At 48.4% G+C, this 12,604-nt stretch carries 15 protein-coding genes and 2 pseudogenes; 9 read left to right on the top strand and 8 right to left on the bottom strand.

All coding sequences use genetic code 11. The features are described from left to right. Positions 1–29 precede the first annotated feature (29 nt). The 3 genes from ACQY6F_RS09270 to ACQY6F_RS09260 all read left to right on the top strand — a co-directional run bounded on the left by ACQY6F_RS09270 (position 30) and on the right by ACQY6F_RS09260 (position 2,550). Positions 30–1,232: a cation:proton antiporter gene (locus ACQY6F_RS09270; RefSeq protein WP_428773855.1), complete on the top strand. Its 1,203-nt coding sequence runs from the start codon at positions 30–32 to the stop codon at positions 1,230–1,232. Positions 1,233–1,625: 393 nt separating this feature from the next. Beyond that, complete coding sequence (locus ACQY6F_RS09265) at positions 1,626–1,826, top strand: hypothetical protein (protein WP_428773854.1); 201 nt, start codon at positions 1,626–1,628, stop codon at positions 1,824–1,826. Between the two features lie 220 nt (positions 1,827–2,046). Beyond that, positions 2,047–2,550, top strand: coding sequence for a SixA phosphatase family protein (locus tag ACQY6F_RS09260; RefSeq protein ID WP_428773853.1), 504 nt, complete (start codon positions 2,047–2,049; stop codon positions 2,548–2,550). Positions 2,551–2,785: 235 nt separating this feature from the next. Here the strand turns inward: ACQY6F_RS09260 and ACQY6F_RS09255 are convergent, their stop codons facing one another. Then, complete coding sequence (locus ACQY6F_RS09255) at positions 2,786–3,028, bottom strand: DNA alkylation repair protein (RefSeq protein ID WP_428773852.1); 243 nt, start codon at positions 3,026–3,028, stop codon at positions 2,786–2,788. Between the two features lie 270 nt (positions 3,029–3,298). Between ACQY6F_RS09255 and ACQY6F_RS09250 the strand changes: the two genes are divergently transcribed. Continuing rightward, the gene (locus tag ACQY6F_RS09250) at positions 3,299–4,609 is read left to right on the top strand and encodes an ATPase (RefSeq protein WP_428773851.1); all 1,311 of its coding nucleotides are present in this window, start codon (positions 3,299–3,301) and stop codon (positions 4,607–4,609) included. A 137-nt stretch (positions 4,610–4,746) separates the two neighbouring features. Here the strand turns inward: ACQY6F_RS09250 and ACQY6F_RS09245 are convergent, their stop codons facing one another. The 3 genes from ACQY6F_RS09245 to ACQY6F_RS09235 form a co-directional block, all read right to left on the bottom strand. Further along, positions 4,747–4,998: a DUF2999 family protein gene (locus ACQY6F_RS09245; RefSeq protein WP_428773849.1), complete on the bottom strand. Its 252-nt coding sequence runs from the start codon at positions 4,996–4,998 to the stop codon at positions 4,747–4,749. A 105-nt stretch (positions 4,999–5,103) separates the two neighbouring features. After that, positions 5,104–5,334 (bottom strand): DUF3820 family protein, encoded by a 231-nt coding sequence (locus tag ACQY6F_RS09240; RefSeq protein ID WP_428773848.1) that lies wholly within the window; start codon positions 5,332–5,334, stop codon positions 5,104–5,106. Positions 5,335–5,433: 99 nt separating this feature from the next. Then, complete coding sequence (locus ACQY6F_RS09235; RefSeq protein ID WP_428773847.1) at positions 5,434–5,784, bottom strand: helix-turn-helix domain-containing protein; 351 nt, start codon at positions 5,782–5,784, stop codon at positions 5,434–5,436. A gap of 209 nt (positions 5,785–5,993) precedes the next feature. Here ACQY6F_RS09235 and ACQY6F_RS09230 point away from each other — a divergent pair, with 209 nt between their 5' ends. Beyond that, entirely contained in the window at positions 5,994–6,665 is a 672-nt protein-coding gene (locus ACQY6F_RS09230; RefSeq protein ID WP_428773845.1) for a glutathione S-transferase N-terminal domain-containing protein, read from the top strand. 67 nt (positions 6,666–6,732) lie between these two features. Here ACQY6F_RS09230 and ACQY6F_RS09225 read toward each other — a convergent pair whose 3' ends face one another. Further along, positions 6,733–7,089: an NADH:ubiquinone oxidoreductase gene (locus tag ACQY6F_RS09225; RefSeq protein ID WP_428773843.1), complete on the bottom strand. Its 357-nt coding sequence runs from the start codon at positions 7,087–7,089 to the stop codon at positions 6,733–6,735. A 418-nt stretch (positions 7,090–7,507) separates the two neighbouring features. Here ACQY6F_RS09225 and ACQY6F_RS09220 point away from each other — a divergent pair, with 418 nt between their 5' ends. After that, a complete protein-coding gene (locus ACQY6F_RS09220) occupies positions 7,508–8,671 on the top strand; it encodes a threonine/serine exporter family protein (protein WP_428773841.1) in 1,164 nt (387 codons plus the stop codon). A gap of 93 nt (positions 8,672–8,764) precedes the next feature. Here the strand turns inward: ACQY6F_RS09220 and ACQY6F_RS09215 are convergent. Continuing rightward, a pseudogene (locus ACQY6F_RS09215) lies at positions 8,765–8,962 on the bottom strand (alternative ribosome-rescue factor A); the annotation flags it as partial. Positions 8,963–9,356: 394 nt separating this feature from the next. Here ACQY6F_RS09215 and ACQY6F_RS09210 point away from each other — a divergent pair. Beyond that, positions 9,357–9,566 carry a cold-shock protein gene (locus ACQY6F_RS09210; RefSeq protein WP_428773840.1) on the top strand — a complete coding sequence of 70 codons (210 nt, stop codon included), beginning with the start codon at positions 9,357–9,359 and terminating at the stop codon, positions 9,564–9,566. 66 nt (positions 9,567–9,632) lie between these two features. Beyond that, positions 9,633–10,166: a YaeQ family protein gene (locus ACQY6F_RS09205; protein ID WP_428773838.1), complete on the top strand. Its 534-nt coding sequence runs from the start codon at positions 9,633–9,635 to the stop codon at positions 10,164–10,166. Positions 10,167–10,225: 59 nt separating this feature from the next. On the opposite strand, the gene hmpA is transcribed toward ACQY6F_RS09205, so the two are convergent. After that, positions 10,226–11,398, bottom strand: coding sequence for an NO-inducible flavohemoprotein (gene hmpA, locus ACQY6F_RS09200; protein WP_428773837.1), 1,173 nt, complete (start codon positions 11,396–11,398; stop codon positions 10,226–10,228). 376 nt (positions 11,399–11,774) lie between these two features. Here hmpA and ACQY6F_RS09195 point away from each other — a divergent pair. Next, positions 11,775–11,993: pseudogene (locus ACQY6F_RS09195) on the top strand (nitric oxide reductase transcriptional regulator NorR); the annotation flags it as partial. Here ACQY6F_RS09195 and ACQY6F_RS09190 read toward each other — a convergent pair. After that, positions 11,952–12,173 carry a hypothetical protein gene (locus ACQY6F_RS09190; protein ID WP_428773893.1) on the bottom strand — a complete coding sequence of 74 codons (222 nt, stop codon included), beginning with the start codon at positions 12,171–12,173 and terminating at the stop codon, positions 11,952–11,954. The pseudogene ACQY6F_RS09195 and the gene ACQY6F_RS09190 overlap by 42 nt on opposite strands. Positions 12,174–12,604 lie beyond the last annotated feature (431 nt).

The following is a 12,604-nucleotide window of genomic DNA, read 5'->3' as shown; positions in this document are numbered from 1 at the left end:
CACTTTTCTGTTCGCTCAAGGAACGTACGATGAATTTAGAGCACCTCTATGCAGTGATGAGCATTCTCGCAGGGATCGTATTCTTATATACCCTGATTGCAAAACGCATTGAGAACTCTGGTATATCAGGCCCTATCGTATATGTGGTTTTGGGATTGCTGCTAGGTGAAAAAGGCCTTGGGATTATCGGCGAATCGGCCGAAGCTAACGATCTGAGACTGTTCGCTGACCTTACTCTGGCATTGATTCTGTTTTCAGACGCAGCCCACTCCAACCTAACGGTTTTAAAACAGAAAGCCGTCTATCCGGTAAGAATGCTGCTCATCGGACTGCCGGGAGCCATTATTTTCGGCACCCTTTTGGCCATGGTGCTGTTTGATGTACTGTCTTTAATTGAAACCGCCATTCTTGCCACCATGTTGGCTGCGACCGACGCAGCACTGGGCAAAGCCGTCATTTCCAACCCTAAAGTTCCCGCTCCGGTACGCGAAGGCCTTAACGTAGAAAGTGGTCTTAATGATGGCCTTTGTGTTCCGATCCTATTATTGCTGATTTCGATAGCCACCAGTACTACCCACGCGGGTTTGGGTACCGGTCATGCATTAATGGTCTTTGCCGAAGAGCTGGGGATCGGTATGCTGGTTGGGATGTCTTTGGCGTATGCTGGCGCAAAACTGCTCTACTGGAGCGCTAAGCTCGCCTGGCTTAGTGAAGTATGGGTTCAGTTGACAGTAGGTGCTATTGCGCTATGTAGTTTCGGGTTGGCGCAGACGCTACACGGCAGCGGCTATATAGCCGCCTTTACCGGCGGGCTATTGTTTGGCCATCTTGTTTCTCGCCATACGCACAAGCTGGTGTTAACCACCGAAAGTTTCGCAGAACTACTTGCGATGTTAACGTGGATTCTATTTGGCGCAGCCGTCGTTGGCCGTATCTTGGGGCTATTCTCGGCCAGCATGATTGTGTACTCGCTGCTAAGCCTGACCCTGGTGCGTATGCTGCCTATTTACCTCTCTTTTATCGGCACCTCAGTACCCGCCAAGCACCGCTTGTTTATGGGCTGGTTCGGCCCGCGTGGTTTGGCGAGCATCGTCTTCACCGTCATTGTCTTAGATGCCGAGTTACCTGGCGGAAGGTTTATTGCCCTGACAGTGGTTTGCACAGTGATTTTGAGTCTACTTTTGCATGGTATAACCGCCCGAGCATTCGCTGAGCGGATTGGCAGTGATTAGGGACATCTCTTTTCCTTTGTCGTTTTAAGCAGGTAAACCTTGCGGTATATGAGTCCTAACATTGACACTTTACGCTTATTCAAATGACCTAATGCGTATTTTTTCGATGAAGATCTCAAAATTACCCCACAACCCAATATAACTTGGTGCATACAAACTGATTTCATATGTTGACTAGTATGAATCGATTATTGTTTATTTGTTAGTAGGATCTATGCGTACTAATAGGCCGTGACCTTTTTGTGAGGAGTATCTAGTGGTTTACGAATACACAGGACACTTTGGGAAAAGTGTTTAGAAAACTACTTTAAATATAAGTGTGTAAATTGTGCAGCTGAATTTTTTCTCACTGTACATATCGAGACATTATACGCCAACGAGGTAGGAGCTTAGATGAACAATGAAAGCACAACCGTGAATCAAGCTGATGGTTTACGCTGTCTAATGAAGAGACAAGTCAGTATAGATAAAGTAAAGGCCATTCGAGTTGAATTACGACAAGCCATAATTGCGGGTAAATATAAAGATGCAGAAACGTTAATGGCGCTACTCACGATTGCCCAAGAAGAACTAGAAGAAACCTATTGGGCATAACATCCGTTCTATGCCTCATCAAAAAGGTCTGCGTCGGCAGAGCATTTATTGTGTATCGCTAAGGGATACCATTTCGATCTATCTCAACTCCTTTGAATTGTATTCACCAAAAGTTGCCTACGAAATTACACTAGCACACCACTAAACAGAAGTGAGGCTCAAAAGAACAATTGCCCCTAATATTATGGAATGACCTGATAACTTTTCATGGGCAGTATAGATGAAAACATTAATATTGGTTCGTCACGCAAAAACCGAACAACTAAGCTTCAGCAGTGCAAAATCTGACTTTGAACGTGAGTTAAAACCGCGGGGCCATAAAGACTCAGAAATGATCGCCCGTAACTTGAAGCGTCGCCATAATCCACCCGACTTAATCATCAGCAGTAATGCTGAGCGAGCAAAACAGACTGCGGTTAATTTTGCCGGGCTGTTAGGTATAGATACGCGAGATATTTTGTTGGAACCATTTCTCTATGGGGGTTACACCAGCGCCGAACTTGCAGACTACCTTTCGCAGTATAACCACGATTACGACAGCATAATGATCATTGGCCATAACCCGGAAATCGAGTCGGCTGCCATATCCCTTACTGGCAACACAGATCTCCAGTTTCCCACCGTTGGGACCATAGCGATTTCATTTAACGTCGATAGTTGGCAGGAGATTGAGACCCAACGAGGCAACATCGAATGGTTTATCACGCCTAAGATGCTTAAATGATGCATCCCTGGTGGTTTTTCGTTGCTTTACTAATTTGCGCTGCAGCCGTTGTTCCTGGTAACCAAAGTTAAGGCTATATTCGGCCCTGGCTGTTTAACCACTTCAACCCTTCACGGCGAGCCAGGCCTTAGATGTTCTGCTGGTCAATAAACGTCTTCACCGCCTTGGCATTGGTTTTAGAATACTCTCGCTGTGGAAGCGACCACGACTCACCCACAACAGCGGGAAGAGATGGTCATGCAGGCAGCTTCGCTGTTGAAAAAAGCAGCTTGAGTGCATCTCTTCTAGGACCAGATTGAATATCATAGAACTCAAATTGATCACACAGATAAGATTTCATCATCCTGGCGTTTTTAGCATCGGCCAAAGGCTCCAGTGCTGTTTGTACCGCTTGATTCCATGGGTGCATCGATTGTTCTCTGGATAAAAACAACAGGCGGATAGCCAGCACGCTTTGGTTTGCTTGATTGTACGTCAAACTCTCGGTTCTCATACCTCTATAATTGTCACCAATTCAAAGTCCGATTAAATGAATGTATATTTATTAACCACATTGTTCATTAATCAAACAATATTTCTTCTTCACCGTTTAAACCAATATTTTATTCCATATCTGGCCCTTTCTAACTTCAAAAAATAATCATATATGGGTGTTAATTTCCCATAAAAATGAGAGACTTATCGGCTCATAAATATATGTAATGACAATTACTCTAAAATAATCTTTAACAATAAAAGAGCCACAAAGATGAATCTATTCAAAACAGCAGCAGTTGCCGGCATCGTCGTTTCTGCATTGTCAGGTTGTCAAAGCACAGGGAAAGATCAAAGTGCAATGGCAGACGTCACCAACAAGCAGCAGGTCGAATCTCAAATCGATGCCTTCAGTCTGTTTGAACAAATCAAATCGCAACAGGAGCAATGGAGTAAGACTCTATCAGACCTGGATTCTTTCAAACTCTATTCCGCTTCTAAGGTCCGCGCGCTGCAGGAGTCTTGGGAAGAAACCACAGAGGTCTACAACGAAATTGCCGAAGACCCAAGTGAAACAACCGAAGACTATTCCATTTTCAGCTCGGACACATATGCTGAGAAATATAGCGAGCTACTTGGTGAGACTGAAGCCTCATACAATCAACTGGTTGCCCTAAAGGCTCAGGCTGACGAAGTCCTGGCAGAGTCTATCGCGCAAATGGATTACTTAGACCAACTGGATGCGAAAGCCGCCTTTTCGACCAAGTATAGCCAAGTGCATTCCAGCTATCTAAAACTGTTCACTTATGTTGATGACAATGAGATTAGCGATGCCCAATTTGCTCAGGTGAAATTCCTTGATGTTGCCAAGCAGCTGGAAGTAAGAGTGATTCTCAAAAAGTACGTTGAGCCGCTTAAGGCCCAGCTTGCAGACCAGCGCACCAAACGGCTTGATAACCTGGCTCCGCTCACCTTCAAGAAATCAGCGGCCGAAATCGCAAAAGTAGAACTTACCGTAAAGACCAATTCTCGTGACTTCACAGCCATCGAGAAAGCGGTTAAAGAGGCTGAATTCGCCCTTGCCCATACTATGAGCGTCGCACACGAAGTGACTAGGCTTTCTCTGGTCAAAAACAAGCTGTTCGAGCCTGTAGTGCTCACTTACGAAAAGGCTTTACTCGAGATTTCTACAGCCGTCGATGGTGAAGATTACCGTAACCAGCCACTGACTCAACAGGCGAATGCCATCCTTGCATCACTGCAAGCCAGCAAAAGCGAAGAGTCGAACTTAAACGAAGAACTGTCTCAATCATTGGCCAGCGCTAACGATGAGATCAGCGTGCTCAAAGCGAGCCTGGAAAAAGCCGCTGCTGAGTTAGAGCTGAATAAGAAGTCATTGCAGCAGGAAAAAGAGCTCAGTGAACGCTTGTCAAAACTGCTGGAGTCGTACACGAAAACCGTAGAAAGTGTTGTTTCTAGCGGCGCTGCGGCAGAGGTAGTGACGGCTCAAGAAGCTGTGCCTGAGAAAGCTGTAGCTGAACAAACAGAGACACTTGTCACTGCGGTACCTACTGTTACGGAATAAGCCACACCGTCAGATAATATAAAAACAAGCTCTGTTCCAAAACCCGGCTCAGAGCTTGTTTTATTTTTGCTCCAAGTCACCCATTGGCGATGACTTAACCTGGAAATGTTTCAGGTACGAAAATCGAAACGAGGGGGTTACTTTTGCAGTTGCTCTTTCGCCGCTTCCACTTTGGAGAAATCCAGCCCCAGTTCGGTAACAGCCTCTTTGATCAGAGCCGGGTTTTGCATCACCTGGCCGAGCAACAACTGAAGTTTGTCTTGCGGCAAGCCCAGCTGGCTGATGGTTGCCATGGCAGCAAGCGGGTTTTGAGTTAGCACTTCAAACAGTTCGCTGATCTGTTGGTCGCTAATATTGTTTTCTTTCAACATTGCAAGAATCGGGTTCATCACACTACCTTTAACCACTAAATGAAATAGGCGCACAGTCTAGCATTTGCTTAGAGACGATTGTACTGCGAGATGCCGTTGGCGTTGCGAGTTTGCTAAACCTGGCTAACGGTGGTCAGGATTGCCATATTTCAACGGCTTCACTACCGAATCCAGCCCTTCGATTTTTAAAGCCAGGCATAGTTGCAGCAACTGGCCCAACTCACCTTCAGGCCAGCCTTTTTTGTCAAACCACAGCAGGTACTCTTCCGGTAAGTCGATAAGATGACGACCGGCATATTTGCCGAATGGCATGGTCATTCTGGCCAGTTTCAGTAGGTTTTGTTTTTCCAGCATAGTGCGATCAGATTGAATCAAATTGCCGCTAGCCTATCAGGCCGCTCAGACCTGCTGCAACCCTTGCTGTCAACTTTGCTGAAACGGGCTAAATCAGGCTCAGGGCTCTACCGTGTGGACGTACTCGACCACCACCTGGTTGCCTTCAATATAAGCGCGCTGAATCTCACCATCTACCGTCATTCTGCTTTGCAGATAGACCGCCTGGGTACCGCTGTGGCCGTCGTTGCGCAGCGATGGCAACACTAGCTTAGGGTCGACATGCATATGACGACAAAATTGGGTAACAAAAGTCATGCTAAGCGGCTCGTCTCCGCGCAGCATATCTGAAAACTGGACCTGAGTAAGACCCAGTCGCTTGGCGACTTCCATTTGGGTCAGGCGCATTTTGGCTTTTTGAGACATCCAGATTTGGTAAAGCGCTTCCCGGTCTTGCTGAGTAAATTGCATAGCCTTCCTATTGGTCTTGGCGAATGATTAAATTTTCCGTCAAGCCGAGGCTGGCATGTCAGCATCAGGTGAGCATTCGTTCAGAATTGTGATATTGCCTGCCGCCTGTATAAATGCCATCCGTCACTTTGTTGGTATCAAAGTGGTGCGCAAACCCGGCTAACCTCAACTAAAATTGTTCTAAGCATCTGAAACCAGAGGAACACACGGTGAACACCGCAATCCAACTCTATTCCCTGGCGACGCCTAATGGCCAGAAAGTCGCCATTGCCTTAGAAGAGATGGGCGTTGACTACGAAGCCCATACCATAGACGTCAGCAGTGGCGATCACCACAGCGCTGAATTTGTCCGTATCAACCCCAATGCCAAAATACCGGCAATCGTTGACCCAATTGCCGATGATGGCGCGCCGCTGGCCATTATGGAATCTGGTGCAATCCTGCTGCATCTGGCGGAAGCCACCGGTAAGTTTCTCCCGATAAATCCCACCAAAAGAAGCCACACCCTGCAGTGGTTGTTCTGGCAAGTCAGTGCCGTCGGCCCTATGTTCAGCCAATATGGTCATTTCTGCGTTCACGCTCCTCAGGGGCAGGACCTCAGCTATGCCAAGCAGCGCTACACTGACGAAACACTGCGATTATTAACGGTGCTGGAGAACCAATTGGAAGGCAAAACGTTTGTAATTGGCGACGATCTGACCATCGCCGATTTTGCCATTCTGCCTTGGGTCGTCTGTCTGGATAACAGCTATCACGCCAGCGAAGCTTTACACCTTGCCAGTTATCCGAACATTCAGTGCTGGGCAGCCAACCTGATGGCGCGGCCTGCGGTTGCCAGGGGAATGAAAGTCTGTAGCCTGGAAGAGCAGATAGAGTGCTAATTTTGGGCAGCAGATAGACAAAAGACCAGCTCGATGGCTGGTCTTTTTCTGTTTACAGCGGTCTGCTTTACGCCTGAGCGAATTTTTCCGGCGTCGGGGTAATGCTGTCGCGGTAACTAAACCAAAGGTACGTGACCACCAGCGAGAAGAACAAATAGGACAAGGTGAACACCAGCGGTGAGGTGATCAGGTTCGCTGACATTCCCCACGCGACACCCGCGACGGTGATCGATAATTTCGACAGCGCACCGCAAATTAGCAGAAACAGCGCCAGATGCGGAAAGCGAGTGGTCCGGAATGCAAACCAGTAGCAACTGCCAACGGCCAGGGCAGAAATCGACAGGCCTAGCATGAACGAATTGAGATGGTCAGCTGAGGCAACACCGGCAGATAAAGAAGCCATTAGGATCAATATCAGTTTCATCGTATTTCTTTACTCCGCAAAAGTAGGTTTTCATAAATGAAATCTCATTTTGCGGCTATTTTCTTCTTTTTAAATTTAATTTCAAGCCCATTTTTTACCCACAATTTGTACATTTTGTAACCAATTATTTGATTGTAAATAATCGGTTAACAAACCATATATGCACAATCAAGCTGGTATGCGGTTAAGCACGAAAAATCTTACAAAGTGAATAATTTTGTAACATATATTTAACCTTAAAATATTTTGGTCAGCGGTCACAAAAGCAACAATATATGACTTCGAATGTATATGCATACAGCGCTATTTACCGTCGGCCTGTTGGTGCGAAAATTTTGCGCTAAAAACGCAATTATCACTACTTTCTGTCATCACTCTCTGTTAATTTCTGCTCACTCTTAATCAGGTCGTGTTAGCGATGCCTACAGAATACCGAATCAATAAAATCGTCGAGATTGGCGATACGTTACACAAAAGCGGCTGTGCGCCCTACAAACTGGAAAAGTACACCCAGTACTACGCCAATAAACATGGCGTCGATGTGATGATTCAAGCCACGCCGACAACGGTGAACTACCAGTTCCCCGATGACGATAATGTGGTGATAATGAAGCGCCACCAGCCCGCGTCTATCAACCTCAGCAGACTGGCCAATACCATTATCCGCATCAACCAGCCCAGCAATGAACCGCTGCCGGAGCCGATCAAGTACCCGAAATGGGTCATCGCGCTGGCGAACATGGGCATTCCCCCGGCTTACCTGATGCTGGTTGGCAGCACCCTCGAAGCGGTGGCTTTCTCCGTAATACTGGGACTGGTGGTCTGGTTATGTCAGTTGGTGTGTAAAGCCCGCCGGGCAATTGCCGTAGAGTTCATTGCCGCGCTGTTCACCGGCATTCTGGTCGCCTTTGTAGCCAGTACCGGCATGCCGATCCCCATTTGGGCATTATGTATCGCTGCTGTGATCCTGTTTGTACCCGGTTTGTCTATTGCAAACGCATTGGAGTGTCTGGCATTTAACGATCTAGTATCTGGCACCAGCCTACTTGGTCAGAGTGCCCTGACCTTAATCAAGCTATTTGTCGGTATTGTAATCGGGTTGAATATCGGTGAATCCATCTGGGGTCAGGCGCAAAGCGTGCCATACCTCAACGAAGTGCCTTTTATTATGCATGTGTCCGGGTTGTTTCTACTGTCAGTGTCAATCGGCGTGATCTTCAATGCCCGCCCTATGGACATCCTGCTGGGATTGCCGGTTGCCATGCTGGGTATGTGGGGACCGTTCTACCTCGGCCTGGATGCAGGCTGGGTGGTCGGCACCTGGGTCACGACGGTACTGATCACCTTATATGGCACCTGGCTGGCCAAAATGCTTAACCTGACCGGTGCCATTTACATCGTACAGGGCATCATTATCCTGGTACCAGGCAGTCGGGTACTGGTCAGCGCCGGGCAATCGTTCTTTGAGCAATCGATCCTGCCCATCCCGAGTATTGGCTTATCGGCGCTATTCATGTTTTCTGCCATCGTCGCCGGACAGGTTACTGCGTATTCGATCTATTCACCCAAAATAGAGCGCTAACGATCTAGCCTCTGGCAATAAAAACGGGCAGACCTCTGATGGCCTGCCCGTGTTATTTGAAGAGCCCTATTCAAACAACGCTGATTAAGCGGCTTTTGAATAGGGCTCTTTGCCTCTGTGTTTCTGCTTACGTTGAAAGCTACCTTTACCTTTTTTCGCTTTCACGACGCGGGTGCGAAACAGCTGGCTGGTGACGACGGCTTTAAGGGCATTATCTTTAACGACACCGCGACCTACTTCCAACTGTGTGGATTCAGTCTTCGGCCCGCTATCGGGTATTTTTGGCTTCATATGACTCTCCTGATTGTTTATCGATTGAACAGCTCAATCGCGCTGTGATTATTGTCCAGCTTTTTACCGAACGCAATCATTTTACCAGAGCCTGGGGCTACTAATGAAACATGACAGGCGAATGAATTGGCTCAATGTTGGAACTAAAATGAAACTCAGCGCATAAATTTACATGAAATCGTGACAATTTATGAGATTTAGCTCGAAGCCCGATTGACTTAGCGCAGAATTACTCTAGACTCGAATCCAGCTAGAAAGCAGTTCTTTGTCTACAAAACGTTTCGTTGGATTACTTGTGATTCCGCCGTCGTGTCGTACGCAATAGCAATCTACTTTTCCACGCTATCCGTGCCGTATTCGGCTAAGATTTTGATATATATATAGGAATAAGACTATGTCTAACACTGTTACTGGAACAGTAAAATGGTTCAACGAAACTAAAGGCTTCGGCTTCATCCAACAAGAAAATGGCCCAGACGTGTTCGCTCACTTCAGCGCTATCACTGGCGACGGTTTCCGTACTCTGGTTGAAGGTCAAAAAGTTGAGTTCGTAGTAACTCAAGGCCAAAAAGGTCCTCAAGCAGAAAGCATCAAAGTACTGTAATAGCACGACTTTTTGTTTTAAATAGCCAGCTTTAGCTGGCTATTTTTGTTTTAGGTTATAACGTTAATGGCACTGAAACCCACAATTTACAAATTCCGTATCGCCCTGACCAATCTCAACAGCGATTATTACGATACCCTTAACCTCACCGTAGCCCAGCATCCATCTGAAACGGGCATTCGCATGTTAGCCCGGATTCTGGCTTATGCACTCAATGCCGATCAGAAGCCCAGTTTCACCAAAGGCCTGTCAACCACCGATGAGCCGGACCTCTGGTCGCTTGATCTGACTGGTAAACCCACTCTGTGGATCGACATCGGCGAACCCAGCTTCGACCGGATCAAAAAAGCGGCTCGACTCGCCACGCAGAGCAAAGTGTATTGCTTCAACAGCAAGGCCAACCAATGGTGGCAGCAAATCCAGAATAAACTGACCGGACTTAATACCGAAATCACCTACCTCGGTTGCGATTCCCTACTCGAATTATCTGAGTCTCTGCCCCGCACCATCGATATGTCGATCATGATTTCCGGTGACACCTTGTATCTCGATACCAACGACGCCAACTATGAGGTGGTTATCGAGCAGTGGCGCGGTTAAACGCGGCCAATACGCATTCAGATTGAGCCCGGTCATCCACCGGGCTCATTTGTTGGTCGTTATAGGTAGCTGTGCGGGCCAAACACTTCATAATGGATTCGGCTGCGGTCTACTGCCAGATCCTGTAGCTGACGCACGACGCTCTCCATAAATCCTAGCGGTCCACACAGGTAAAAATCCGCCTCCGCCATTGGCAACTGGTCAGCGACCTCGCTGAGCTTCATTTCGCCACTCAGTTCTGCTTCACCTTCCAGGTACCAGACAAACTGTTGCCAGTTGCTATCTTTAATCAACTTGCGCGTTTCCACCGCAAAGGTGTGTTGCGCGACATGGTTGCACGCGTACAGGTGGCTGACCTCCCTTTTGCCCTCTGCGGCCAGTTGCTGCAACATCGCCTGCAGGGGAGTGGCCCCGACGCCTGCGGCGATCAGTACTACCGGTCGGTTACGTTCCTGGTAGAAGAAATCCCCCGCTGGCGGATAGAGCGATACCGTGTCTCCGACTTTCAGTTCATCATGCAGGTAATTGGAAACCAGCCCCGGGTGTCTCTCGCCTTCCCGCTTAACCGAAATACGGTAGTTATGGCCATTCGGGCGCTGAGACAGTGAATACTGGCGTATTTCGCTGTACTCTCCCTGGCTGGGTTTCACTTCAACGCCGATATACTGGCCTGGCTGGTAATCCAGCACTGGCTGGCCGTCTGCCGGTTTTAAAGTAAAGCTGGTAACCGACTGCGATTCAGGCTGTTTGGCGGCGATAACAAATTCACGTCGGTGCTGCCAGCCCCCTTTGGCCTGCTTACGCTGTTGATAAAGCGCGCCTTCTCGTTCAATAAACACATTGGCCAGAAACCCGTACGCTTCACTCCAGGCCTCTTCCACTTCAGCAGTAAATGCGTCCGGTGCCAGTTCACGTAGTGTCTCCAGCAAGTGGTGGCCAACAATCTGGTACTGCAGTGGCTGGATGTTGAAACTGGTGTGTTTATGAGCAATGCGCTCCACTGCACTGGTCAGCGCAGCCAGGTTATCGATATTCTTGGCATAGGCAGCAACGGCCTCAAACAGAGCCACACTCTGACGCCCGGTTTTCTGGTGGCTCATATTAAACACGTCTTTCAATTCGGGATTGTGGTGGAACATGCGCTGGTAGAAATGTTGCGTCAGCGCCGGTCCTGCCTGCTCCAACAATGGAATGGTACTCTTCACTATCTCGATATGACGATCACTAAGCATATTATTTTACTCTCTCTTTTAAGCTGACTGGCACCTTGTATTTTTCAGATGCCTGATGGCGGTTGTTCACCGCTCTGGTTTCTCTACTTGGGCGTTCGCCTGGCTAGCCTCACTCGGGATTTGGGTTGAGCAATCATATTTTTAACCCGAGTTTCGGGTTCATTTGGCCCGTGGTCAGCCACAGAGGTTGCCGGATACAACGCACAACCTTGTTGCGGAACATCGCTAGTCTGCAAAACTAGTGCCAGCAGCAAATCCATCAAATATCTGGATTTATTGACTTTGCTTTGTACAACCATGTCAATTCGACTACTATTAAGTAAGTCAAAATGACTCTATAATCACATAATTACCCCGTTAATTAACTGTAGTGCTAATGCAAACTTTTTCTATCTCCACCCTGACCGAAATGACCATCGGCCTCGCCAGCGGAAGTGATGATCAGCAGCGATTCAATAATCTGCTCGACGCTATCCGTAAAGCGATAAACTGTGATTGTGTCGCACTACTGGCTTTGCAGGGTAACCTGCTTACTCCGCTCGCCATTCAGGGCTTAACCCGGGATACTCTTGGGCGAAGATTCGGGGTTGAAGAACAGCTTGGTCATTTGCGGCAGGTGTTCCCGAGGGATGAAGGCCCACAGCTCTTTACCGGTCCTGCCGCTCAGCGCATGCACGTAACCGTCATTGGTCGCCGAATAAACGACGATGTCGGGATCCTCCGTTGTGCCGCCGTAAACTATGGCCGCAGGTTGCGAATGCAGCGGGTCGCCCATGGCATAACGGACCAGCGTATTCGGATTATTGTCTTCGTCGGTGACGTCCACGCCGCGCACGAAGTCGATCACGTCTTCCTTGGCCGGCTCGTTGGCCGACCCGGTCAGTCCGAGGTCGCCGAACCCGAACGAGTCGACATTGCTCCTCGATACGGCATTGCTAGCTGCCGTAAGGTCGTTGTTGGCCGACAGGTTCGTGTACACGTTACGAACGCTCGGGTCTGGCAGTACGTTGGCGGCGCCGCCGGCACGAACATCGTTGCCGTCCGCGCCAATGGACCAGTAGCTCTGCGACTTGGGTTTGAAAAAGCCGGTGGTCGGGTCGACGGCAGCAAGCCCGTTGCTGTCGACGATCTCGCCGTTTGCAATCCGGTACTTCTTCAGGTTGCCGGGCCAGTGGGTTCTTTCGCTGGCCTGAAACGCGCTCAGGT

The organism is Vibrio sp. (assembly GCF_050299255.1).
Classification (GTDB): domain Bacteria; phylum Pseudomonadota; class Gammaproteobacteria; order Enterobacterales; family Vibrionaceae; genus Vibrio.
The sequence above is the reverse complement of the archived record's forward strand: the minus strand, read 5'-3'. Positions and strand labels throughout refer to the sequence as shown.

Bases quoted from the DNA above. Each gene is read 5' to 3' on its own strand.
- ACQY6F_RS09270 (WP_428773855.1), top strand. From the start codon at position 30: ATGAATTTAGAGCACCTCTATGCAGTGATGAGCATTCTCGCAGGGATC.
- ACQY6F_RS09265 (WP_428773854.1), top strand. From the start codon at position 1,626: ATGAACAATGAAAGCACAACCGTGAATCAAGCTGATGGTTTACGCTGT.
- ACQY6F_RS09260 (WP_428773853.1), top strand. From the start codon at position 2,047: ATGAAAACATTAATATTGGTTCGTCACGCAAAAACCGAACAACTAAGC.
- ACQY6F_RS09250 (WP_428773851.1), top strand. From the start codon at position 3,299: ATGAATCTATTCAAAACAGCAGCAGTTGCCGGCATCGTCGTTTCTGCA.
- ACQY6F_RS09245 (WP_428773849.1), bottom strand. From the start codon at position 4,998: ATGAACCCGATTCTTGCAATGTTGAAAGAAAACAATATTAGCGACCAA.
- ACQY6F_RS09240 (WP_428773848.1), bottom strand. From the start codon at position 5,334: ATGCTGGAAAAACAAAACCTACTGAAACTGGCCAGAATGACCATGCCA.
- ACQY6F_RS09235 (WP_428773847.1), bottom strand. From the start codon at position 5,784: ATGCAATTTACTCAGCAAGACCGGGAAGCGCTTTACCAAATCTGGATG.
- ACQY6F_RS09225 (WP_428773843.1), bottom strand. From the start codon at position 7,089: ATGAAACTGATATTGATCCTAATGGCTTCTTTATCTGCCGGTGTTGCC.
- ACQY6F_RS09220 (WP_428773841.1), top strand. From the start codon at position 7,508: ATGCCTACAGAATACCGAATCAATAAAATCGTCGAGATTGGCGATACG.
- ACQY6F_RS09210 (WP_428773840.1), top strand. From the start codon at position 9,357: ATGTCTAACACTGTTACTGGAACAGTAAAATGGTTCAACGAAACTAAA.
- ACQY6F_RS09205 (WP_428773838.1), top strand. From the start codon at position 9,633: ATGGCACTGAAACCCACAATTTACAAATTCCGTATCGCCCTGACCAAT.
- hmpA (WP_428773837.1), bottom strand. From the start codon at position 11,398: ATGCTTAGTGATCGTCATATCGAGATAGTGAAGAGTACCATTCCATTG.
- ACQY6F_RS09190 (WP_428773893.1), bottom strand. From the start codon at position 12,173: ATGGGCGACCCGCTGCATTCGCAACCTGCGGCCATAGTTTACGGCGGC.